This is a genomic window from Paucibacter sp. PLA-PC-4 (assembly GCF_026241155.1).
GTDB lineage: Bacteria > Pseudomonadota > Gammaproteobacteria > Burkholderiales > Burkholderiaceae_C > Roseateles_E.
In genome coordinates this window covers 1-19,205 of the sequence record NZ_JAPFGP010000001.1, presented here as the reverse complement: position 1 = coordinate 19,205, position 19,205 = coordinate 1, and the positions used below count along the sequence as shown (strand labels likewise).

The following is a 19,205-nucleotide window of genomic DNA, read 5'->3' as shown; positions in this document are numbered from 1 at the left end:
CGCATGCTCAAACCCCTGCTGATCGCCGCCGCGCTGCTGACCTGTAACGCCGCCAACGCCGCCGACGCCCCGCTGCCCACAGTGGCCAGCGTCGACCTTGCGCGCTATGCCGGCGCCTGGTACGAGATCGCACTGCTGCCCAATCGCTTCCAGCGCCAATGCGTTGCGGACACCCAGGCCCGCTACCGACCCGACGGAGACCGCGTCGAGGTGATCAACCGCTGCCGCGCTGCCAGCGGCGACATCGAGGACGTCAAGGGCCATGCCAAGGTGGTGGACGGCAGCGGCAATGCAAGACTGCGCGTCACCTTCTTTTGGCCGTTTTACGGCGACTACTGGGTGCTGGATCTGGACGAGAACTATCGCCAGGTACTGGTCGGCACACCCAACCGCAAATACGCCTGGGTGCTGTCGCGAGAGCCGCAGATGGACGAGGCCCAACTGCAGCGCCTGCTCGACAAGGCGGCCTCGCTAGGCTTTGACAAGAGCGCCTTCCAGCGCACGCCGCAGACCCGCCCGCTGGAGCGCTGAGCGCAGCGTGGCTCAGGCCTGCTGGGTGCGCGCCCAGCCCAAACGAAGCCGCCCGGCTGGCACCTCGATCCAGCGATAGAACGGCAGCGCGGCCAGATTGCTCAGAGCCCAGGCGGCTGCCATCGCGGCGACGCCGGCCCAGGGGTGCTCAGGGTCTTTGTGCTCGAACAGTGCATTGACCAGCAGACAGATCGGGAAGTGCACCAGGAACAGCGCATAGGAATGCGTGCCCAGATGAGCGACCGCCGCTGCCGCGCGCCCGCGCAGCAGCCGCAGGCCGTGCTGGTGGCGCTGCTGCAGCCAGGCCAGAAGCAACGCGGTGGCCAGCGCCAGCGCCAGGCGCTCGCGGAACTCGTAGACCAGGGCCCCGCCGGCAAGCGCTGTCATCAGGACAAGGCCCAACCTGCGATAGCGGCTCAAGCCCAACCAGTGCACCAGCGCGCCCATACCGTAGGCACCAAAGAAATACGGTGCCCAGATGTCCTGGCCGGCGTCCAGATTGAAGACCCACAGCGAGGCCGCACTCAGCAGCAAGACCAGGGCCGGACCAAGCCAGCGCGCCGCCGCACTGCCGCGCGCCAGCCACAGCAGGGCCAGCAGCAGCGCGAACAGTTGCAGATCGATGGCCACATACCAGGCCCCCACCGTCAGCGCCTCGTGGCCCAGCACATCGTGCAGCAAGAGCGCATGGGCGAGCAACTGCGGCGCGCTGACCGCTGCCGGCACCAGCTCTGGCAGCAGAGGCGCGACCAGGGCCGAGCAGGCCAAAGTCAGCAGCACGGCCGCGGTGAACGGCAGCGCCAGGCGCAAATAGCGGCGCCACAGCAGGCTCAGCGGCGCACCTTCCAAGCGCCTGCCGGACGGTGCCAGGCCGCGCGCCGTAAGAAAGCCGCCAACCACCAGAAATACCTGCACCGCCATGCGACCGTATTCATACAGCCAGGCGATCAGGGCCGGCCACAATGCCTGCACGGTCTCGGCGACCGGGCCGTAGGCGGCCAGGTGATGCAGCACGATCAGTTGCGCGGCCACTGCCTTCAAGACATCGAGGTGCAGCAGACGGGAGGAAACGGCGGAAATGGGGACGCTCATGAAAAAACGCCCGCCCCGGTATCGGACAGGCGCTGCATTGATCTTGGAGGAGTCAGTCTCAGAGCGCAGCCAGGGGCGGCGCAAGAGTGCCGAATTGTAAGGTGGGGCCTAGCAACAGGCCTTCGTGGATGGCCACCCGCTCCAACGCATTCTCGAAGCTGGCGCGAGCCTGGCCAGCGACCTGCTGCAGATAGGCGTGCAGCTCCGCATCGGCAGGACTGCGCTGGCGGCAGTCAGCGCTGTAGGCCTCGAACTGCGTCAGCCGGATCAGGATCTCGGCCAGATGCTGCGGGCATTCGCATGCAATCGTCGAGGACAACCCCGCCACATCGCCGAGCACCGCATCGTCGAAGCGCCGTGGCGGCGCCGTGTCGCTCGGCAGGTCCAGCGGAAGAGCAGGCAGACGCAGCGGCTCGGCCAAGGTGCTGGCATGGGTGCGGGCCACGGCCTGCAGCCCATCCATGTCCAGTGCGGCGATCGCACCGATGGCATGGCCCAGCGTGGCCAGCTGTCTCAGAAGGGCCAGGCGCCGCACATCGGCGGCACTGTACAGCCGGTGGCCGGCCGCGCTGGTGGCCGCACCACTGACCCGGTAGCGCCGCTCCCAGATGCGCAGAGTTGCCACCGGCATTCGCAGCATGCGGGCCACGGCCGCGCTGCGGTAGTGGCGTTGCGCGGCGGCTTGTGCATTGGACTCGGACATGAGCTCCCCCGGTGACTCGGTATTGAATCGGATTATCAGATACGCGGCGGCGCCCATTGCGCACAGCACGACCCGGGGTCGGCGAACTGCCTATGCTCCTCCCATGACCACCGCCACACCCTCAACACTGACCGTCTATTTCGACGGTGCATGCCCGGTCTGCAGCCGCGAAATCGCGCTGTACCAGCGCGAGCGGGGTGCGGAGCAGCTGTGCTGGGTCGATGTCGCGCATTGCCCGCCGGCCGCGCTGGGCCTGGGGCTCAGCCGCGAGGCGGCCCTGGCCCGTCTGCATGTGCGCGATGCCCAAGGCCGCCTAGTCAGCGGGGCCCGCGGCTTTCTGACATTGTGGCGGGCACTGCCGCGCTGGGCCTGGCTGGCCCGGCTGCTGGATCGAGGCCCGCTGCCCGCGCTGCTGGAAGGCCTGTACCGCGGCTTTTTGTTCGCCCGCCGGCTGTGGAGACGTCAACCCTGAACCCCTGCCCGCGTTGAACTCACAGATGCACCGAGCCCGCCGGCCCTCGGTCCACATCTTCTACCCCCCAGGCCTGTGTCCATCGTGAACGAGGAGACAAGACCATGTCCAAAACCCAATCCGTCCCGCAGCGCCGCGTTTTCCTGATCGGCCTGACCGGTGGCGGCCTGATGTTAGGCGCCGGGGTGCATCTGCAGGCGCGCGCCCAGGCCAAGCTGGTAGACGAGAAGGACGCCCAGGCGGCCGCACTCGGCTATGTCGCAGATGCCGGCAAGACCGACACGAAGAAGTACCCGAAGTACGCCACCGGCCAAAACTGCGCCAACTGCGCGCTCTACCAGGGCAAGGCGACTGACGCTGCAGGCGGCTGCCCGCTGTTCGCCGGCAAGCAGGTGGCCGGCAAAGGCTGGTGCAGTGCCTGGGCCAAGAAGGCTTGAGCGACCGATGGACAAACCAGACGCGGCCAGCCCTGCATTCAAGGGCAACAAGCAATATCTGCCCAGCAAGCCTTGCCTGGCCTGCGGCCGGGCCATGAGCTGGCGCAAGCGCTGGGCCAGGGTCTGGAGCGAGGTGCGTTACTGTTCCGACGCTTGCCGCAGCGCAAAGACGCGCCGCCATGCATGAGGGTCTGCGCCATCTGGTGCTGGTGCTGGGAGACCAGCTCGATTTTCAGGCCGCCGCCTTCGATGACTTCGATGCGGCGCAGGACGCGGTCTGGATGGCCGAAGTGGCCGAGGAGTCCACGCATGTCTGGTCGGGCAAACCGCGCATCGCGCTGTTCCTGGCCGCGATGCGACACTTCGCTGAGGCGCTGCGAGCGGCCGGCCGCCCGCTGCACTACCGGCGGCTTGACGATGTGGGCAATCTCGGCTCGCTCGCGGATGAGCTCGGCGCTAGCATTGCCGAGTTGCGCCCTCAGCGCCTATTGCTGACCGCGCCGGGGGACTGGCGGGTTCTGCAGTCGCTGAAGGCGGTGGCCAAGCAGGCCGGGCTGCCGCTGGAGCTGCGTGAGGACCGGCACTTCTACGCGACGGTGCGCGAGTTCGCGGCCCATGCCAAGGGCCGCAAGCAGCTGCGACTGGAATACTACTACCGCGACCTGCGCAGCCGACACGGCGTCCTGATGCAGGCCGATGGCCAGCCGGTCGGCGGGCAGTGGAACTTCGATGCCGAGAACCGCGAATCCTTTGGCTCGAATGGCCCCGGCTTGCGACCGCCGCGCGCCGAGTTCGCGCCAGACGCGATCACCCACGAGGTGATCGCGCTGGTCAACACCCGCTTTGCCGATCACCCGGGGTCGCTGGCGCATTTCGCCTGGCCAGTCACGCGCGCCGACGCGCTGCAGGCGCTGCAGGACTTCATCACCGAGCGCCTGCCACTGTTCGGCCGCTACCAGGATGCCCTGTGGCCAGACGAACCCTGGCTCTACCACTCGCAGCTGGCAGCCGCGCTGAACCTGAAGCTGCTTAACCCGCGCGAGGTAGTCACTGCGGCCGAGGCCGCCTGGCAGGCCGGCCGGGCGCCGCTGGCCAGCGTCGAGGGCTTCATCCGCCAGATCCTCGGCTGGCGCGAGTATGTGCGCGGCATCTACTGGACCCAGATGCCCGGCTATCTGGAGCGCAATGCGCTGAACGCCCACCAGCCCCTGCCAGCCTGGTACTGGAGTGGAGACACCGAGATGGCCTGCCTGCGCGACGCACTGAAGCAGACCCTCGCGCACGGCTATGCCCACCACATCCAGCGCCTGATGGTGACCGGTCTGTACGCGCTGCTGCTGGGCGTGGACCCCAAGCAACTGCATGCCTGGTACCTGAGCGTTTACGTCGATGCCGTCGAGTGGGTGGAGCTGCCCAACACCCTGGGCATGAGCCAGTTCGCCGACGGCGGTCTGATGGCCAGCAAACCCTATATCGCCAGCGGAAAATACCTGCAACGCATGGGGCCCTATTGCCAAGGCTGCCGCTACGACCCGGCCGAGCGCGTGGGCGAGCGCGCCTGCCCCTACACAAGCCTGTACTGGGATTTCTTGCTGCGCCATGAGGAGGCGCTGGCGCGCCAGCCGCGCATGCAGATGCAGCTCAGAAATCTAGCAAGGCTGGACAACGCTCAGCGGCAGGCCATCCGCGTCCACGCCGAGGCTTTGCGAGCCGCTACGGCATGAACCGGGACATGGGCAAGCCCGACTTCCCGCCCACGCTGGCGGCCGCCCGGGCGCGGCTCGCCGCGATCGACCCCCATGAGTACGCACGCAGCCGCAATGCGCTGGACGGCGCGGTCACGCGGCTCTCGCCCTACCTGAGCCATGGCCTGTTGGACCTGCCTGCGGTGATGACCGCATTGTCTGAGCAGCACGGTCCGCTGCACCCGCAGCACAAGCTGGTCTACGAGTTCGGCTGGCGCGAGTATTTCCACCATGTCTGGCAACGCCGCGGCGACGCGATTTTCCGCTCCCTGCATGCCGGCCCGCTGCCCGACCGCGCCTATGCCCGCGAACTGCCGGCCGACATCCGCGAGGCGCGCACAGGCGTTCCGGTGATCGACCGGGCGGTGCGCCTGCTCTACGCCGAGGGCTACCTGCACAACCATCTGCGCCTGTGGCTGGCCAGCTATATCGTCCATCTGCGCAAAATCCACTGGCGCATCGGTGCCGATTGGATGTATGGCCATCTGCTGGACGGAGACCTGGCAAGCAACCATCTGAGCTGGCAATGGGTGGCCGGCACCGGCAGCCACAAGCCCTATCTGTTCAATGCCGGCAATGTCGCGCGCCACGCGCTGCCGGATTGGCACAGCCCAGGCACGGTGATCGACACCTCCTACGAGGCCCTCGATGCCATCGCCCGCAGCGCCGAGCCGGTTGGCGCCCAATCGCGGCAGGCCCTGGGTGTCGACGAGCCAGCCCTGCACGAACGGCCGCCTGCTGCCTGGGGCGTGCCCGATTCGACGGCGGTCGCGGGGCGCGATGTCTGGCTGGTCCACGCCTGGGCCCTGGCCGATCCGCCGCCCGACTTGCCCGCCGACAGCGTCAGCGTGGCGATCTTCGAGGCCGGCCATCTGCACGCGTGCTGGCCCTGGAGTGCGGCGCGCTGGACCTTTGTCGGCCAGCGCATGAGCGAGCTGGCCGCGTTGCGCTGGTGGGGCGATGCGGCCACGCTGGCCGGCGCGCTGGCGCAGGCGCGCTCGGTCCAGATGGTGGCCGACCCGCATCTCTCGCCGGCCCTGCACGGCGTGGCCCGCTGCCGGCCGAGGCCGCAGTTGTTCGCCCCGGTGGCCCGGCATTGCGATTCGTTTTCGCAATGGTGGAAGCGGGCCAGCGCGGCGCTGAAGCTCAGCGACCGCTGCTGAAGACCCGACCCAGCCAGCCCAGATACCAGTCAAGGAAGCGCTGGAAGACGCCCTTGGGCGGAGCCGGCGGCTCCGCCGGCGTCACGCCATAGCGCTCGGCCAGTGCTGCATTGAAAGCCGCGAAGAAGTCGCCAGCCATCTTCTGCGCGGCCATATCGACCAGGCGCGAACCGATCTGCGCGATCTTGCCGCCGACGCTGGCCAGCACCGTGTAGTGCAGCAGGGTCTGGGCCGGACCCAGCGTCTCCAGCCGCACCTGGGCCGTGCCCTTACCGTGGCCGGCAGCGCCGCCCGAGCCCTCGAAGGCGAGCTGGTAGCTGGTCGGCGGCTGCAGCTCGGAGAGCTTGAGCTTGCCTTTGAACTTCGCCTTGACTGGGCCGATTGCGACCGCAAGCAAGACCTCGTATTCGTTTTCTCCTACCGGTGTCAGCGACTCGCAGCCGGTGATGGATGTCTTCAGCATCTCGGTGTCGTTGAGCGCGGCCCAGGCCTGGGCCTGGGCGACGGGCAGAGTTTCTTGTCCGGTCAGTTGCATAAGGTGTTCACCAGGTCTTCAAGACTAGCCAGGTTGTGGGCGGGAAGATGGGCGCTCACCTCGGGAAGTAAGGCCTTGATGCCGGCCGCCCTGGGCTCAAATCCCTCAAAGCGCAGCAACGGATTCAACCAGATCAGGTGGCGGCAGGACAGGCGCAGGCGACGCGCCTCGAAGGCCAGTGCGTCGGCACTGTCGCCCTGCTCCAGCCCGTCGGTGATCAAGAGCACCGTGGTGTCGCTGCTCAGCACGCGACGCGCCCAATCATGGTTGAACTGATGCAGGCAGGCGCTAATGCGGGTGCCGCCCGACCAGTCGGCCACCGCGCGCGCGACGGCGCCCACCGCGATATCGGGGTCGCGCTGCTTCAGAAGCCGCGTAATGGCCGTCAGCCGCGTGCCGAAAACAAAGCTGGTGACCTTGGGGGCATGGCGCCGCTCGGCGGGATTGGCCAGGCCATGGGCCAGGTGCAAAAGCATGCGTGAGTAGCGGCTCATCGAGCCAGAGATGTCGGCCAGGATCACGAGCGGCGCGACCTTGACCCTGGTCCGGCGCCAGCGCGGTGGCGCCAACTCCTGGCGGGTCTGCGCGCGCAGGGTTGCTCGCCAGTCGAAGCGGCCCTGAGCGGCCGGACGAAAGCGGCGTGTTGGCCGGGTCTCGAACAAGGGGCGCAGCCGCGCCAAAAGGCGCTTGGCGGCGGCCCATTCCTCTGTCGTCATCGTCTCGAAATCGCGCTGGCGCAGCAGTTCCTGATCGCTCCAGCTGAGCCGGGCATCGATTTCGATCTGCTCCTCCGGTTCACGCGGCTTCTGACCTTGTGGCTGCCCCTGAGGGAACAGTGCATCGGCCAGGCGCCGGTTCTCCGGTGGCGGCGGGCTGCCGGGTTTTGCCTGGGCACGCGGCAGCATCATCGCCATCACCCGGCCCAGCAGATCTGGGTCTCGCCAAAACAGGTAAAAAGCCTGCTCGAACAATGGCCGGTGCGCCGCGCGGTCGATCAGGCAGGCGGCCAGCGTGGCCTTGAAATCGGCCCGCGATTCGAGTCCAGCCACCTGCAGCGCCTCCAAACACAGCTGCACCCGGTCCGTGCCCACGGCCATACCGGACTGGCGCAACACGCGGGCGAAGTGCATCACATTGGTCGCCAGATGTGCGGGCAGGTCAGCCAACTGAGCCATGCGTGGCCACCCTCACCTGCTCCAGCAGCCGCGCCGCCTCCGAGCCCTGCACTTTGGCGATGTCGTCCTGGTACTTTAGGAGCACGCCCAACGTGTTGCTGACCGTCTCAGGGTCCAGCACAAGGGCATTGAGTTCCAACAGCGCGCGCGACCACTCGATGGTCTCGGCCACGCCGGGCAACTTGTACAGGTCCAGGGTTCGCAAGCCTTGGATGAAGGCGACGATCTGGCGCGATAGCGCGTCGCCAGCACCGGGCACCTTGAGCCGCAGGATCTGTAGCTCGCGCTGCGCATCAGGGAAATCTACCCAGTGGTAGAGGCAACGCCGCTTGACCGCATCATGGATCTCGCGGGTGCGGTTACTGGTCAGCACGACGATAGGCGGCTCTGCGGCCTTGATCACACCCAGCTCGGGAATACTGAGCTGGAAATCGCTCAGCAACTCCAGCAAAAAGGCCTCGAAAGGCTCGTCGGCACGGTCCAGCTCGTCGATCAGCAGCACCCCCGGCTGTTCCAAGGCCTGCAGCAGCGGCCGCGCGATGAGGAAGCGGCGTGCGAACAGCTCGTCGCCCGCCAGACCGCCGCTCTTGATCTCAAGCATCTGCCGCGCATAGTTCCACTCATAAGCCGCGCTGGCCAGATCCAGGCCCTCATAGCACTGCAGCCGTATCAACGGTCGGCCCAGCATCGCGGCCAGAGCTTTGGCGATCTCGGTCTTGCCGGTGCCCGGCTCGCCCTCCAGGAAGAGCGGTCGCTGCAGGCGCAGGGCCAGGAAGGCGGCGGTGGCCAGTTCGCGCTGGGCGACATAGCCCTGGGCCAGCAGTTGTGCCGCCGTCTCGTCGATGCTGGCCGGCAAGGCCGCCATCAAGCCGCCGCCACCGCGCGGCCGGCCAGCACCGGGATCAGCGCGGCCCGGTAGGCCGCCGAGCCATGCAAATCGTTGTTCAGGCCCTCGTCACTGATGCCGACAGCCTGGGCCGCAGCGGCGGTCCAACTGCTGTTGAGCGCGGCCTCAATGGCCGTGGTGCGGAACACGCAAGACCCGGCACCAGTCACGGCCACCCGCGCGCCGCCGGCCGTCTTCGCGACGAACACGCCGACGATGGAGAAGCGCGAGGCCGGTTGCTTGAACTTCTGCCAGCCGGCCTTCTCCGGGATGGGGAAGCTCACCGAGCTGATGATCTCTCCCTCGGCCAAGGCGGTCTCGTACAAGCCCTTGAAGAAATCATCGGCCGCAATCGAGCGCCGGTCGGTGTGGATGGTGGCACCCAGGGCCAGCACCGCCGCCGGGTAGCAGGCGGCCGGGTCGTTATTGGCCAGGCTGCCGCCGATCGTGCCGCGGTTGCGCACCTGGCGGTCGCCGATGCGGCCGGCCAGATCGGCCAGCGCCGGTATCGCGGCGGCCAGATCCATGGACGCAGCCACCGCCGCGTGCGTGGTCATCGCGCCAATCGTGACCTTGCCTGCATCGATCTTGATGCCCTTGAGATCGGCCAGTCCGGACAGGTCGATCAAGGCCTCGGGCGCGGCCAGGCCCTGCTTGATCGCAGCGAGCAGGGACTGCCCGCCTGCCAGAATCTTGGCTTCGCTATTGCCCCGCACGGCCTGGGCCGCGTCGGCGACGCTGGTGGCTTGTTGGTAGGCGAATGTCATGCTGTGCTCTCCCGGTTCAACGGTTGGCCTGGATGGCTTGCCATACGGTATGCGGCGTCGCGGGCATCGGCAGATCCTTGACGCCGATGGCATCACAGATCGCATTGATCACTGCTGGCGGCGAGCCTATGGCCCCGGCCTCGCCGCAGCCCTTGACGCCCAACGGGTTGTGCGTGCAGGGCGTGCCCTTGGACGTGCGGATATTGAAGCTGGGCAGATCGTCGGCGCGCGGCATCGCATAGTCCATGTAGCTGCCGGTCAAGAGCTGACCACTCTCGTTGTCGTAGATGCCATGCTCCAGCAGCGCCTGGCCAATGCCTTGCGCGATGCCGCCCTGCACCTGGCCCTCGACAATCATCGGGTTGACGATATTGCCGAAGTCATCGACCGCGCTGAAGCGGTCCACCCGGACCACGCCGGTGGCCGGATCGACCTCGACCTCGCAGACATAGCTGCCGGCCGGATAGGTGAAATTGGTCGGGTCGTAGAAGGCGTTTTCGTTCAAGCCGGGCTCCAGCTTGTCCAGCGGATAGTTGTGCGGCACATAGGCGGTCAGCGAGACGGACGCAAAGGGTACGCTCTTGTCGGTGCCGGCCACCTTGAAGACACCGTTCTCGAACTCGATGTCGGTATCGGCCGCCTCCAGCAAATGGGCAGCGATCTTCTTGCCCTTGGCGATGACCTTGTCGACCGCCTTGATGATGGCCGTGCCGCCGACCGATAGCGAACGGCTGCCGTAGGTGCCCATGCCGAACAGCACCTTGGCGGTGTCGCCATGCTCGATGCTGACATCGTCAATTGGGATGCCCAGCCGGTCGGCGACGACCTGCGCGAACGTCGTCTCATGCCCCTGGCCATGCGAGTGGCTGCCGGTGAAGATCGTGACCTTGCCGGTCGGATGAACCCGCACCTCGCCGGCCTCGAACAGGCCGGCCCGTGCGCCTAAAGCGCCGGCGATGTTCGAGGGCGCCAGGCCGCAGGCCTCGATATAGGTCGAGTAGCCGATGCCGCGCTTGAGCCCCTTGGCCTCGGACACCGCCTTGCGCGCCGCGAAGCCGGCCACATCGGCCAGCTCGATGACTTCGTCGAGCGTCGTGTCGTAGTCGCCGGTGTCGTAAGTCAGGCCCACCGGCGTGGCGTAGGGGAAGCTCTGGATGAAGTTGCGGCGGCGGATCTCGGCCGGGTTCAGGCCCAGTTCCTTGGCCGCCGTCTCGACCAAACGCTCAACCACATAGGTGGCCTCGGGCCGGCCGGCGCCGCGGTAGGCATCGACCGGCGCGGTGTTGCTGAACACACCGGTGACCTCGGCATATATCTTGGGCGTGGTGTACTGGCCGGCCAGCAGCGTCGCATAGAGGATGGTCGGCACGCTGGACGCGAAGGTCGACAAATAGGCGCCCAGATTCGCGGTCGTATGAACCCGCATCGCCAGGAACTTGCCGCTGGCGTCCAGCGCCAGTTCGGCCACGGTCGCATGGTCGCGGCCGTGCGCGTCACTCAAGAATGCCTCGGAGCGGTCAGCCGTCCACTTGATCGGCCGGCCGACCTGCTTGCTGGCCCAGGTCAGCGCGGTTTCCTCGTTGTAGAGAAAGATCTTGGAGCCGAAGCCACCACCGACATCGGGCGCGACCACGCGCAGCTTGTGCTCGGGGATGCCCAGCACGAAAGCGCACATCAGCAGTCGCGCCACATGGGGGTTCTGGCTGGTCGTGTAGAGCGTGTAGCTGTCGTCGCTCGCGTTGTAGGCGGCATTGGCCGCGCGCGGCTCGATGGCATTGGGAATCAGCCGGTTGTTGCGAAACTCCAGCCGCGTCACATGGGCGGCGCCGACAAAGGCCGCATCGGTGCCGGCTTTGTCGCCGCAGCCCCAGGTGTAACAGACGTTGTCAGGCGCTTCCTCATGCACCTGGCCCGCGTGACCCTTGGCGGCAGCGGTGTCGACCGCCGGCACCAGCTCCTCGTAGTCGATCTCGATGAGCTGGGCGGCGGCCTTGGCCTCGGCATAGCTCTCGGCCACGACCAGGGCAACCGGATCGCCGACGTAGCGGACCTTGCCGTCAGCCAGGATCGGGTGCTTGGGCTCCTTCATTGGACTGCCGTCCAGGCTGTTGATCAGCCAGCCGCAGGGCAGACCGCCAATCGCGCGGAAGTGCTCACCGGTGTAGATGCCCAGCACGCCCTCGGCCGCCACCGCGCTTGCCGTGTCCACGCTCTTGATGCGCGCATGGGCATAGGGCGAGCGCAGGAAGTAGGCGTAAGTCTGGCGCGGCAGAACAATGTCATCTGTGTACTGACCCCGCCCGGTCAGGAAGCGCGCGTCCTCGCGGCGCTTGACGCTCTGGCCGATGAAACCTTCTTTGGGTGCGTTCATGATCGTGTGCTCCTTAGGCCTTCATGTTCTGAGCGCCCATCTGGACGGCCCGCACGATGTTCTGATAGCCGGTACAGCGGCAGATATTGCCCTCCAGCCCCTCTCGGATCTCGGTCTCGGAGCTGCAGCGGTGGTGCAGCACCAGATCGACCGCGCTCATGACCATGCCTGGCGTGCAGAAGCCGCATTGCAGGCCGTGGCACTCCTTGAACGCGGCCTGCATCGGGTGCATCTCGCTGCCATTGGCTGAATGGGCCGGTGTCAGGCCCTCGATGGTGGTGATCTCGGCGCCAACCGCCTGCAACGCCAGCATCGAACAACTCTTCACCGCACGCCCGTCCAGGTGCACGGTGCAGGCTCCGCACTGGCTGGTGTCGCACCCGACATGGGTGCCGGTCAGCGCGAGGTCCTCGCGCAGGAATTGCACCAGCAAACGGTCCGCCGCGACTTCGCGCGTGACCGGCTTGCCGTTGACCTTGAGCGTGATCTTGTGGCTCATTGGCTTGTCTCCTTGTTGTCGTCAGCGATCCATCAGCAGACATCCTCGCGGCAGCCCGTCCCGGGCGCTATCTACCGTTTACCCGCATGTATGCCCATACATGGGGCGCTTCACCCAGGGCTTGCTGCCCCGGCTTGGCACAGCTGTGCCAGCTTGGTGCCCAGTTGCACCAGACCCGCGGGTCAACCCGGATTCATCGCGGCTCAGGCAAGGCCAGCCGCTATCGGGTATGTTCGACGCCTGTGTACCCCGAGCACCGGGCTAGAGTCTCAAAGAACGCTTATGGACAATGTTGATCTGAATGTGCTGCGCCAGGTATCCACCTGGATGAGCGAGGGCCGGCGCGTCGTGCTGGGCACGATCACCCGCACCTGGGGCTCGGCGCCCCGGCCGGTGGGATCGGTGGTGGCGGTGCGCGACGACGGCCTGATCGCCGGCTCGGTCTCGGGCGGCTGCATCGAGGATGATCTCGTCGCCAAGGTGCGCGAAGGTGCGCTTACCCTGAGCACACCCGACCTGATCCGCTACGGCGTTGGCGCTGAAGAGGCTACCCGCTTCGGCCTGCCATGCGGCGGTACCTTGGAACTGGTGCTGGAGCCGCTGACCGCGGCCTCGCAGATCCCGGCCTTGCTGGCCAGTCTGGCGGCCGGCGAGCGGGTTCAGCGCGAGCTGGACCTGGCCAGCGGGGCGGTGCGCCTGCTGGCCCCGCTGGCCAATGCCGATGTGGTGTGCTTGAGCGAGACGATGCTAGTCACCCATCACGGGCCGCAATGGCGCTTGCTGATCATTGGCGCCGGTCAGCTGACCCAGTACCTGGCCGGCATGGCGCTGGCGCTGGACTACCAGGTGCTGGTATGCGACCCGCGCGACGAGTACCAGCCCGACATCCCCGGCGCCAACCTGACCCGGGAAATGCCCGACGACGTCGTTCAGCGCTTTGCCCCCGACGGCCACAGCGCTATTGTTGCGCTAACCCACGACCCCAAGCTCGACGACCTGGCCCTGATGGAAGCGCTTGGCAGCCCTGCCTTCTATGTCGGCGCGATCGGCTCGCGGGTCAACCAGGCCAAGCGCAAGGCCCGGCTGGCCGAACACTTCGGCATGTCCGAGACCCAGCTCGCGCGGCTGCACGGCCCGGTCGGCCTGAACATCGGCGCCCGCACCCCGCCCGAGATCGCGCTGTCTATCCTGGCCCACATGACCGCCGAGCGCTACGGCGTGAGTCTGACGAGTTCGCAGCAGGGTTCGGGCAGCGAGGCCGGCTGCGTGGTTTAGGACCCGTTGCAGCCGAGCCGGCTCATCACTCCACCGCAAAGATCAGCTCGATCGCCAAGCCGAAAACCCGGGCAATGACGAAGGCCAGCGGCAGGCTGGGGTCGTAGCGCTCGTTCTCGATTGCGTTGACCGTCTGGCGCGACACCTGCAGCCGCTCGGCCAGCTCGGCCTGCGACCATCCGCGCTCGGTGCGTAGCTCGCGGACCCGGTTTCTCATCGATAGCGCCGGGCGGCCAGCACGAGGCCGACGACCCACAGCGAGGCCATCACCGGCCAGACAACGAACGAGCTCATGCGCGGGTAGCCGACGCCTTCCAGAAAGCCATAGCCCAGGGTCAACAAGGCAGTGCCGGCGAAGGCCAGCCCCAAGGCTTCTAGCTGCACGCGGCGCTGCAACTCATCCATGCGGCGCAGCTGCCGCAGGATCACCCAGACGACCGCCAGCCCCGGCAGCATCGGGCTCAGGGCTAGCGCATCGCGCCCCAGCCCTTGCGGCGGATTGACGCCCTGCAACCAAGCGATGGAGCCCGCTAGCACCAGCGCATAAGCGCCCATTGCCGCCCCGAGCTCGAGAAGATAGCGACCTTGCTTTGCTCCGCTCATCATTACTCCATGTAAAGCTTACTTTCCATGGAGGCAATGTATTTGTGTTGTCCTACGGTGTCAAGCATGCTTTCCATTTGACCGAGGAGTGGCCAGCATCGGCCATAGCGGGGATGTCTTACGCCCCCTTCTTGCGCCCCCGATCTGCCACCGACGGCGCCAGTACGCTCGGGTCGGCGGGCTTGCTGATGGGCGGGTCCTTCTTTGGTTTCTTCGCTTCCTTGTTTCCGCGTTGGCCCTTGGACATGACTGATCTCTCTTGCAGTGACGGATTTCCGCCGGTAGGCCAGCTTGCACGAAGCCGGCCGGCGCATCTGTGCGCTGACGCACCCGCCGGCCGGCCAGCGTCACGGCCTGGCGCTACCATGCCGCTCATCGCTCACCCCGGCCCCACCCCATGATCCAGCTGCACTATCACCCGAGCAATGCCAGCTTCGCGCCCCACATCCTGCTCAACGAACTGGCTGTGCCTTTCGAGCTGAGGCTCGTCGACCGCGCTGCCGGCGCCCACAAGTCGGCCGACTATTTAAAGCTCAACCCCAACGGGCTGATCCCGGTGCTGGTTGATGGCGAGTTGGTGCTCTACGAGACGGCCGCCATCCTTTTGCACCTTGCCGACACCCACCCACAGGCCGACCTGGTGCCGCCACTGGCCTCGGCCGAGAGGGCCCAGTTCTACAAATGGCTGATCTGGTTGACCAATACCTTCCAACCCCTGCTCCTGGCCTACTACTACCCCGACCGCTGGGTGGCGGAGGACAATGCGGAGGGCGCGGCCCAGGTCAAGGCCCAGGCCGAGGCACGCATCGCGCCGCTGCTGGACCAGTTGGAGGCACAGCTGGCCAGCCATGACGGCCCCTGGCTGCTGGGCGAGCACTACAGCGCAGCAGACGCGCTGGCCTTCATGCTGTGCCGCTGGACCCGCGGGTTCGCACGGCCGGCGCGCAGCCTGCCGCTGCTGGGCGTCTATCTGCAGCGCATGCTGGAACGCCCGGCGGTGCAGCAGGCCATCGCCACCGAGCAGCTACCCCAGCCCTGGGTTTGAAGCCATGACCGAACTGATACTCATCCGCCATGGCGAAACCGACTGGAATCGCCGCCAGTGCTTCCAGGGCCATCTTGACGTGCCGCTGAACGGGCGCGGCCTGGCCCAGGCTGAACGCCTGGGCGCGCGACTGGCGGCCGAGCGCATCGACGCGCTGGTGGTCAGCGACTTGATGCGCACCCGTCAGACCGCCACGCCGCTGGCCGATCAAACCAAGCTGGTGCCCAGCTACACGCCGACCTTGCGCGAGCAGGCCTTCGGCATCCTCGAAGGCCTGACCTTCGAGGACATCCGCGTCCAGCACCCGGCCGAGTTCGCGCTCTGGGCCAAGCACGAGCCCGACTACGCGCTGCCCGGTGGCGCCGAGAGCCGCACGCTGTTCCACCGCCGCGTCATCGCCGCGCTGCAGCAGCTGGCCACCCAGCACAGCGGCCAGCGCCTAGCAGTCGTCACCCATGGCGGCGTGCTCGACATGGTCTGGCGCACCGCCAAGGGCCTGAGCCTGCACGGCGCGCGCGAATGCGCGATTCCGAACACCGGCATCAACCGCGTGCAGCTCAAGGACGGCGGCGCCTTCGAGATCCTCGGCTGGGCCGATGACGAGCATGTGCGGGATCTGACCGACTAGCTAAAGCCTCGACCTGATCTTGCGCACGCTCCAGCTGTGGCACTTCTCGTTGAGCGTTGCACAAACAACGGTCTCGCCGTCTGCGCGGACATTGACCAGTCCACAGACCGGACAGCACGCCACCAGGGTGCGGCCCAGCGTGCGCGTGGCCTCGCTGGTGTGCAGATCACCGGCTTTGGTGACGGCGTCCTCGATACGGCTGTTGGCTAGCCCAGCCTGCTCGTGCGCGTGATCAGGCGGGATCAGGCGCAGCGACTCGCCGAGCTGCACGCGCGGACGATCTTGGTCGGGTAGACCAGCGGAGTGAAGATGCGGTCCTGCTCGACCTGCAGATGGCCGGTCGTGGCGCTGGCCGCGACGATGGCCCAGCGGTGTCGCTGCCGATGTGCTTCGTGACGCCGTTGTTCATCGCGGGCTCCTGCTGCGTGCGGGCAAAGCCGCTTGTGAATGCATAGGAGTGACGATGCCTAATCGCTGACCGGCAGGGCTCGCAGATAGTCGTGAAGCTGGCGCGCCGCCGCCTCGCGCTCGGGCAAGGTGTCGGGCAGTGGCGGCATCGCGGTGCCGGGTTTGACGGCGCTGGGGTTCAACAGCCAGCGCTGCCAGGTCGGACCGTCGATCTGCTTGGCGCGTACGGCCAGATTGATCGGCATCTTGTCGCCGCCGAAGCCGTTGACCTGGTGGCAGTTCAGGCAAAACTTCTGCGCCAGCGCCGCCTGGGCCTCGAAGCCTGGCGCCAGTCGGGCCGGCAGCAAGGCCGCGCTGCTGTTGCGCAGTGCGATCTGAGCCACCTGGTAAGGCCACCCAGAACCGCCATCGGCCAGCAGCTCGGGCGCGGCGATGTTGTCCCACACCAGGTAGTAAGGCCCCAGCGGCACGCGCTTCTCATTCTGGCCCGGGTTGTCAACGACGAACTCGCTGCCGTCCTGGCGAGCCAGCACCAGATAGGCTCGATGCTTGGCGAAGCGCTCGACCGGAATGCGCGAAACATAGCCATCCAGCGCGCGGAACTCGATCTCCTTGCCGGGCTTGTTTTGCCAATCCGGCCCCAGATGAGCGTTCAGCACCTGGGCGATCGGATAGCCCAGATAGCTCAGACGCACCCGCTTGCCACCGATGCTCAGATGCGGCTCGATCACCGTGACCGGTTGTGGCGGTGCGCCCAGACTGGCCTGCAGCAAGGCCGGTGTGGGCAGCACTTGAGCCCACAACGCCGGGGCGGCGGCGAGCAGGGCGGGAACTAGCAACAAAGGGCGGCAGCGCATGGGCATGGACTCACTAAGCAAGACAATGCCCGGAGCCTAGCAAAATGACGGAGGCGGGTGGACCGGACCGGCCCAAGCGGCAGGAGTTCACAATAGCTTCGCACACAACAAGGAGCTGTATCGATGGCCATTCCCTGGCTGCTGGCATTGAAAGTGATTCCCTGGGCCGATGTGATCGAGGCCACGCCTGCCCTTGTAAAGGGCGCCCGCAAGCTGTTCAAGCGCAGCCAGGACGAGGCCGCCGAGATTGCCGAGCTGCCTAGCGCACCCCCGCAGTCGCTGCCCGAGGCCTTGCTGCGCCTGCAGAAGATGGAGATCGAGCTGGGAGGCTTGAGCCGGCAGCAAGCCGAGAGCGCGGCCCTGCTGCAGTCGCTGGCCGAGCAGAATGCGCGCCTGGTCGAGGCGGTGGAGATGCTGCGTCTGCGCAGCCGGCTGCTGCTGTATGGCTGCGCGGGACTGGCAGCACTGAACGCCGCGCTGCTGGCCTGGGCCTTATTGCGCTAGCTCACGGCCAGGGCCGGCGGCTCAGGCCTTGCGCGGCTTGCGCATCGAGACCAGGGCCTCGACCCGCTTGAGCAACTCGCGGTCGTTCCAGGGCTTCTTGAACAGACCATAAATGCCCTGCACATCGTGCACCCGGGTGTGAAGTTCGTCATGGCCGGTGATCGCGATGATGGGCAGATCCTCGGTCTCCAGACTGCCCTGCACATCGGCGATGAGCTCGAAGCCGTCCTTGTTGGGCATCTCCAGGTCGGTGACCATCACATTGAAATGCTGCTGGGCCAGTTGCTCCAGCGCGTCGACGCCGTCCTTGGCCAAGGTGACGCGGTAGCCGGCGCTCTCGAACAGTTTTCCCAGCTTGGCGCGCGCCACCGCCGAATCGTCGACCAGCAACAGCGAGGCCGGCTGGCCCTGCTCGGCCAAGCTCATCGGCTGAGTCGGCGGCAGCATCGCGCTCGGAGCCGCCCGGGTGTTGTCCAGATCGTCGCCACGGCGGCGGCTGATGACCAGCACCACAATGGCCAGCGGCACCGCGATCAGCAGCGGCAGCAGATAGGGGCCGAGCAATTCCGGGACTTCAAAAGGCATGACGGGGTTCTCCTGAGCTCGGCCAGCCCTCCACGGCCCGCTGAGGCGGCTCATTCTCCCACTGTCGGATCCGATTCAAGCAATAGAAAAGGCGACACAAGGTCGCCTTTGTCGTGATGCTGACTCAATCAGCCGGGTCTGTGACGATCCGGCCTATGCGTCCGCCTGGACTTATTGCGCGCTGCGCGGCTGGCCGGCGAGCGTCTGCGCCGCAGGACGGGCCTTCAGACCGCTGAGGTGGGCATAGTCGGCGTGGTTGCTGTTCAGCAGGGCCAGCTCACCGCTGGCACGGGCTTGCTGCAGCTCTGCCAGCACTTCGGCGCGGCTCTTCGTCGATACGGTCGAAATCTGCGGGGCATACGACTCGCTGTTGAGGCGGTCCAGCGCGCCACTACGGCGGGCTTCGTGCAGCTCGGCCAGCACAGCGGCGCGGGTCTGCGGCGCAGCGGCGCTCACACTCACATCGCTATCGCGACCCAGTTCGTTGAAGGCCCCGCCGCGGGCCATCGCGGCACCAGTTGTCGACAGAAGGGCGAGAGCGATGACAGCGGTCAGCTTGTTCATGATGGGTTCCTTTTCAGCTTGCGGATTGATTGGGTTTGAGGCTCTGGAGCCAGCGACCCTTGTTGTCGGTATCGCCGTGCCCATGACCTGAACTGTGAACCTCGGGCCGCTGAAGAAAAACCGGCTGCGTCGCAACTGAGCATTCACGATTTCACAAGAATGCCAGTGCGACGCCCGTGAAAAAGCCGGCCCGCACAGTCCGTGTCAAAACGGCTGCGAAGGGCGCCAAGAGCAAAGCGCTCCGAGTTTCTCGGAGCGCTTTTGTTTGGGCGCGCACGAGGTGTCCATTGGAGCGTATTGCGTGATGGTGGGCTGAACAGCCGAAGCTTTGTGTCGGACCGCAACAAACACTGGCACCGG

25 protein-coding genes are annotated in these 19,205 nt (G+C 66.6%); 10 read left to right on the top strand and 15 right to left on the bottom strand.

The features are described 5' to 3' along the window. The first annotated feature begins 3 nt into the window (after positions 1-3). Positions 4-531 (top strand): lipocalin family protein, encoded by a 528-nt coding sequence (locus OOZ63_RS00125; protein WP_266003267.1) that lies wholly within the window; start codon positions 4-6, stop codon positions 529-531. A gap of 12 nt (positions 532-543) precedes the next feature. On the opposite strand, the gene OOZ63_RS00120 is transcribed toward OOZ63_RS00125, so the two are convergent. Together OOZ63_RS00120 and OOZ63_RS00115 are read right to left on the bottom strand one after the other, a co-directional pair. Then, positions 544-1,623 carry an acyltransferase family protein gene (locus tag OOZ63_RS00120; RefSeq protein ID WP_266003266.1) on the bottom strand — a complete coding sequence of 360 codons (1,080 nt, stop codon included), beginning with the start codon at positions 1,621-1,623 and terminating at the stop codon, positions 544-546. Between the two features lie 58 nt (positions 1,624-1,681). After that, a complete protein-coding gene (locus OOZ63_RS00115) occupies positions 1,682-2,326 on the bottom strand; it encodes a MerR family transcriptional regulator (protein WP_266003265.1) in 645 nt (214 codons plus the stop codon). A gap of 103 nt (positions 2,327-2,429) precedes the next feature. On the opposite strand from OOZ63_RS00115, the gene OOZ63_RS00110 reads away from it, so the two are divergent. The 5 genes from OOZ63_RS00110 to OOZ63_RS00090 all read left to right on the top strand — a co-directional run bounded on the left by OOZ63_RS00110 (position 2,430) and on the right by OOZ63_RS00090 (position 6,143). Beyond that, entirely contained in the window at positions 2,430-2,798 is a 369-nt protein-coding gene (locus tag OOZ63_RS00110) for a thiol-disulfide oxidoreductase DCC family protein (protein WP_266003263.1), read from the top strand. A gap of 104 nt (positions 2,799-2,902) precedes the next feature. Beyond that, a complete protein-coding gene (locus OOZ63_RS00105; RefSeq protein ID WP_416234668.1) occupies positions 2,903-3,235 on the top strand; it encodes a high-potential iron-sulfur protein in 333 nt (110 codons plus the stop codon). Positions 3,236-3,242: 7 nt separating this feature from the next. After that, complete coding sequence (locus tag OOZ63_RS00100; protein ID WP_266003262.1) at positions 3,243-3,422, top strand: DUF2256 domain-containing protein; 180 nt, start codon at positions 3,243-3,245, stop codon at positions 3,420-3,422. Then, complete coding sequence (locus tag OOZ63_RS00095) at positions 3,415-4,959, top strand: cryptochrome/photolyase family protein (RefSeq protein WP_266003261.1); 1,545 nt, start codon at positions 3,415-3,417, stop codon at positions 4,957-4,959. The genes OOZ63_RS00100 and OOZ63_RS00095 overlap by 8 nt, the downstream gene beginning before the upstream one ends. Then, positions 4,956-6,143, top strand: coding sequence for an FAD-binding domain-containing protein (locus OOZ63_RS00090; protein ID WP_266003260.1), 1,188 nt, complete (start codon positions 4,956-4,958; stop codon positions 6,141-6,143). Before OOZ63_RS00095 ends, OOZ63_RS00090 begins: the two co-directional genes overlap by 4 nt. Here the strand turns inward: OOZ63_RS00090 and OOZ63_RS00085 are convergent. Genes OOZ63_RS00085 through OOZ63_RS00060 form a run of 6 tightly spaced genes read right to left on the bottom strand, consistent with a single transcriptional unit; the run spans position 6,127 to position 12,376 of the window. Further along, positions 6,127-6,678: a CoxG family protein gene (locus tag OOZ63_RS00085; protein WP_266003259.1), complete on the bottom strand. Its 552-nt coding sequence runs from the start codon at positions 6,676-6,678 to the stop codon at positions 6,127-6,129. The genes OOZ63_RS00090 and OOZ63_RS00085 overlap by 17 nt on opposite strands. Continuing rightward, positions 6,669-7,853, bottom strand: a complete 1,185-nt coding sequence (locus tag OOZ63_RS00080; protein WP_266003258.1) for a vWA domain-containing protein — start codon at positions 7,851-7,853, stop codon at positions 6,669-6,671. The genes OOZ63_RS00085 and OOZ63_RS00080 overlap by 10 nt, the downstream gene beginning before the upstream one ends. Then, positions 7,837-8,718 carry an AAA family ATPase gene (locus tag OOZ63_RS00075; RefSeq protein WP_266003257.1) on the bottom strand — a complete coding sequence of 294 codons (882 nt, stop codon included), beginning with the start codon at positions 8,716-8,718 and terminating at the stop codon, positions 7,837-7,839. Before OOZ63_RS00075 ends, OOZ63_RS00080 begins: the two co-directional genes overlap by 17 nt. Then, positions 8,718-9,506 carry an FAD binding domain-containing protein gene (locus OOZ63_RS00070; RefSeq protein WP_266003256.1) on the bottom strand — a complete coding sequence of 263 codons (789 nt, stop codon included), beginning with the start codon at positions 9,504-9,506 and terminating at the stop codon, positions 8,718-8,720. The genes OOZ63_RS00075 and OOZ63_RS00070 overlap by 1 nt, the downstream gene beginning before the upstream one ends. Positions 9,507-9,522: 16 nt before the next feature. Continuing rightward, entirely contained in the window at positions 9,523-11,877 is a 2,355-nt protein-coding gene (locus tag OOZ63_RS00065; protein ID WP_266003255.1) for a xanthine dehydrogenase family protein molybdopterin-binding subunit, read from the bottom strand. Positions 11,878-11,890: 13 nt separating this feature from the next. Continuing rightward, complete coding sequence (locus tag OOZ63_RS00060; RefSeq protein ID WP_266003254.1) at positions 11,891-12,376, bottom strand: (2Fe-2S)-binding protein; 486 nt, start codon at positions 12,374-12,376, stop codon at positions 11,891-11,893. Between the two features lie 282 nt (positions 12,377-12,658). On the opposite strand from OOZ63_RS00060, the gene OOZ63_RS00055 reads away from it, so the two are divergent. Continuing rightward, the gene (locus OOZ63_RS00055) at positions 12,659-13,651 is read left to right on the top strand and encodes an XdhC family protein (protein WP_266003253.1); all 993 of its coding nucleotides are present in this window, start codon (positions 12,659-12,661) and stop codon (positions 13,649-13,651) included. Positions 13,652-13,676: 25 nt separating this feature from the next. Here OOZ63_RS00055 and OOZ63_RS00050 read toward each other — a convergent pair whose 3' ends face one another. The 3 genes from OOZ63_RS00050 to OOZ63_RS00040 form a co-directional block, all read right to left on the bottom strand. After that, complete coding sequence (locus tag OOZ63_RS00050; RefSeq protein ID WP_266003252.1) at positions 13,677-13,868, bottom strand: helix-turn-helix transcriptional regulator; 192 nt, start codon at positions 13,866-13,868, stop codon at positions 13,677-13,679. Then, positions 13,865-14,254: a hypothetical protein gene (locus OOZ63_RS00045; RefSeq protein WP_266003251.1), complete on the bottom strand. Its 390-nt coding sequence runs from the start codon at positions 14,252-14,254 to the stop codon at positions 13,865-13,867. The genes OOZ63_RS00050 and OOZ63_RS00045 overlap by 4 nt, the downstream gene beginning before the upstream one ends. Before the next feature lie 118 nt (positions 14,255-14,372). Continuing rightward, on the bottom strand, positions 14,373-14,501 hold the full coding sequence (locus tag OOZ63_RS00040; RefSeq protein ID WP_266003250.1) for a hypothetical protein: 129 nt from the start codon (positions 14,499-14,501) through the stop codon (positions 14,373-14,375). A gap of 150 nt (positions 14,502-14,651) precedes the next feature. Here OOZ63_RS00040 and OOZ63_RS00035 point away from each other — a divergent pair, with 150 nt between their 5' ends. Together OOZ63_RS00035 and OOZ63_RS00030 are read left to right on the top strand one after the other, a co-directional pair. Continuing rightward, complete coding sequence (locus OOZ63_RS00035) at positions 14,652-15,299, top strand: glutathione S-transferase family protein (protein ID WP_266003249.1); 648 nt, start codon at positions 14,652-14,654, stop codon at positions 15,297-15,299. 4 nt (positions 15,300-15,303) lie between these two features. Then, a complete protein-coding gene (locus OOZ63_RS00030; RefSeq protein ID WP_266003248.1) occupies positions 15,304-15,927 on the top strand; it encodes a histidine phosphatase family protein in 624 nt (207 codons plus the stop codon). Here the strand turns inward: OOZ63_RS00030 and OOZ63_RS00025 are convergent, their stop codons facing one another. Both OOZ63_RS00025 and OOZ63_RS00020 read right to left on the bottom strand, forming a co-directional pair. Further along, complete coding sequence (locus OOZ63_RS00025; protein WP_266003247.1) at positions 15,928-16,197, bottom strand: hypothetical protein; 270 nt, start codon at positions 16,195-16,197, stop codon at positions 15,928-15,930. Positions 16,198-16,394: 197 nt separating this feature from the next. Next, positions 16,395-17,174, bottom strand: a complete 780-nt coding sequence (locus OOZ63_RS00020; protein WP_266003246.1) for a hypothetical protein — start codon at positions 17,172-17,174, stop codon at positions 16,395-16,397. A gap of 141 nt (positions 17,175-17,315) precedes the next feature. On the opposite strand from OOZ63_RS00020, the gene OOZ63_RS00015 reads away from it, so the two are divergent. Further along, positions 17,316-17,696, top strand: coding sequence for a hypothetical protein (locus OOZ63_RS00015; protein ID WP_266003245.1), 381 nt, complete (start codon positions 17,316-17,318; stop codon positions 17,694-17,696). A gap of 21 nt (positions 17,697-17,717) precedes the next feature. On the opposite strand, the gene OOZ63_RS00010 is transcribed toward OOZ63_RS00015, so the two are convergent. Both OOZ63_RS00010 and OOZ63_RS00005 read right to left on the bottom strand, forming a co-directional pair. After that, positions 17,718-18,281: a response regulator gene (locus OOZ63_RS00010; RefSeq protein WP_266003244.1), complete on the bottom strand. Its 564-nt coding sequence runs from the start codon at positions 18,279-18,281 to the stop codon at positions 17,718-17,720. Between the two features lie 171 nt (positions 18,282-18,452). Next, the gene (locus tag OOZ63_RS00005) at positions 18,453-18,845 is read right to left on the bottom strand and encodes a DUF4148 domain-containing protein (protein ID WP_266003243.1); all 393 of its coding nucleotides are present in this window, start codon (positions 18,843-18,845) and stop codon (positions 18,453-18,455) included. Positions 18,846-19,205: the final 360 nt, after the last annotated feature.

What these genes read in the sequence shown, in the direction of transcription:
- OOZ63_RS00125 (WP_266003267.1), top strand. Translation starts at nt 4, where the DNA reads ATGCTCAAACCCCTGCTGATCGCCGCCGCGCTGCTGACCTGTAACGCC.
- OOZ63_RS00120 (WP_266003266.1), bottom strand. Translation starts at nt 1,623, where the DNA reads ATGAGCGTCCCCATTTCCGCCGTTTCCTCCCGTCTGCTGCACCTCGAT.
- OOZ63_RS00115 (WP_266003265.1), bottom strand. Translation starts at nt 2,326, where the DNA reads ATGTCCGAGTCCAATGCACAAGCCGCCGCGCAACGCCACTACCGCAGC.
- OOZ63_RS00110 (WP_266003263.1), top strand. Translation starts at nt 2,430, where the DNA reads ATGACCACCGCCACACCCTCAACACTGACCGTCTATTTCGACGGTGCA.
- OOZ63_RS00105 (WP_416234668.1), top strand. Translation starts at nt 2,903, where the DNA reads ATGTCCAAAACCCAATCCGTCCCGCAGCGCCGCGTTTTCCTGATCGGC.
- OOZ63_RS00100 (WP_266003262.1), top strand. Translation starts at nt 3,243, where the DNA reads ATGGACAAACCAGACGCGGCCAGCCCTGCATTCAAGGGCAACAAGCAA.
- OOZ63_RS00095 (WP_266003261.1), top strand. Translation starts at nt 3,415, where the DNA reads ATGCATGAGGGTCTGCGCCATCTGGTGCTGGTGCTGGGAGACCAGCTC.
- OOZ63_RS00090 (WP_266003260.1), top strand. Translation starts at nt 4,956, where the DNA reads ATGAACCGGGACATGGGCAAGCCCGACTTCCCGCCCACGCTGGCGGCC.
- OOZ63_RS00085 (WP_266003259.1), bottom strand. Translation starts at nt 6,678, where the DNA reads ATGCAACTGACCGGACAAGAAACTCTGCCCGTCGCCCAGGCCCAGGCC.
- OOZ63_RS00080 (WP_266003258.1), bottom strand. Translation starts at nt 7,853, where the DNA reads ATGGCTCAGTTGGCTGACCTGCCCGCACATCTGGCGACCAATGTGATG.
- OOZ63_RS00075 (WP_266003257.1), bottom strand. Translation starts at nt 8,718, where the DNA reads ATGGCGGCCTTGCCGGCCAGCATCGACGAGACGGCGGCACAACTGCTG.
- OOZ63_RS00070 (WP_266003256.1), bottom strand. Translation starts at nt 9,506, where the DNA reads ATGACATTCGCCTACCAACAAGCCACCAGCGTCGCCGACGCGGCCCAG.
- OOZ63_RS00065 (WP_266003255.1), bottom strand. Translation starts at nt 11,877, where the DNA reads ATGAACGCACCCAAAGAAGGTTTCATCGGCCAGAGCGTCAAGCGCCGC.
- OOZ63_RS00060 (WP_266003254.1), bottom strand. Translation starts at nt 12,376, where the DNA reads ATGAGCCACAAGATCACGCTCAAGGTCAACGGCAAGCCGGTCACGCGC.
- OOZ63_RS00055 (WP_266003253.1), top strand. Translation starts at nt 12,659, where the DNA reads ATGGACAATGTTGATCTGAATGTGCTGCGCCAGGTATCCACCTGGATG.
- OOZ63_RS00050 (WP_266003252.1), bottom strand. Translation starts at nt 13,868, where the DNA reads ATGAGAAACCGGGTCCGCGAGCTACGCACCGAGCGCGGATGGTCGCAG.
- OOZ63_RS00045 (WP_266003251.1), bottom strand. Translation starts at nt 14,254, where the DNA reads ATGAGCGGAGCAAAGCAAGGTCGCTATCTTCTCGAGCTCGGGGCGGCA.
- OOZ63_RS00040 (WP_266003250.1), bottom strand. Translation starts at nt 14,501, where the DNA reads ATGTCCAAGGGCCAACGCGGAAACAAGGAAGCGAAGAAACCAAAGAAG.
- OOZ63_RS00035 (WP_266003249.1), top strand. Translation starts at nt 14,652, where the DNA reads ATGATCCAGCTGCACTATCACCCGAGCAATGCCAGCTTCGCGCCCCAC.
- OOZ63_RS00030 (WP_266003248.1), top strand. Translation starts at nt 15,304, where the DNA reads ATGACCGAACTGATACTCATCCGCCATGGCGAAACCGACTGGAATCGC.
- OOZ63_RS00015 (WP_266003245.1), top strand. Translation starts at nt 17,316, where the DNA reads ATGGCCATTCCCTGGCTGCTGGCATTGAAAGTGATTCCCTGGGCCGAT.
- OOZ63_RS00010 (WP_266003244.1), bottom strand. Translation starts at nt 18,281, where the DNA reads ATGCCTTTTGAAGTCCCGGAATTGCTCGGCCCCTATCTGCTGCCGCTG.
- OOZ63_RS00005 (WP_266003243.1), bottom strand. Translation starts at nt 18,845, where the DNA reads ATGAACAAGCTGACCGCTGTCATCGCTCTCGCCCTTCTGTCGACAACT.